Genomic DNA, 231 nt, shown 5'->3' with positions numbered 1-231 from the left:
CCGGTCAGCGACGGCGAGCCTGCCGGGCTTGGGAGCCCCCCTTGCATAATCTTCCACTGTGAACGCACTCGATCAGGTTCCGGCAGATTTTGTCTTTGCCCTGGGAACCCTTCGGCAGGCACGAACCCGGGGTGAACTGCGCCTGGAGGAGATCCCGGCGCCCGCGCGGCTGGCACCGTTCGCCGTCGCGCTCGGCGCGGAAGTCGTCGCCCCCGGCGAACCGGCGCCCTC

The 231-nt window shown here is 69.7% G+C and carries 1 protein-coding gene; it reads left to right on the top strand.

What is annotated here, in order from left to right:
• Positions 1-58: 58 nt before the first annotated feature.
• The coding region (locus tag K789_RS0110905) for a DUF3000 family protein (RefSeq protein WP_029704872.1) at positions 59-231 on the top strand (173 nt) is incomplete at its 3' end.

The sequence above is a fragment of the Arthrobacter sp. TB 26 genome (genome assembly GCF_000427315.1).
Classification (GTDB): domain Bacteria; phylum Actinomycetota; class Actinomycetes; order Actinomycetales; family Micrococcaceae; genus Arthrobacter.
The sequence above is the reverse complement of the archived record's forward strand: the minus strand, read 5'-3'. Positions and strand labels throughout refer to the sequence as shown.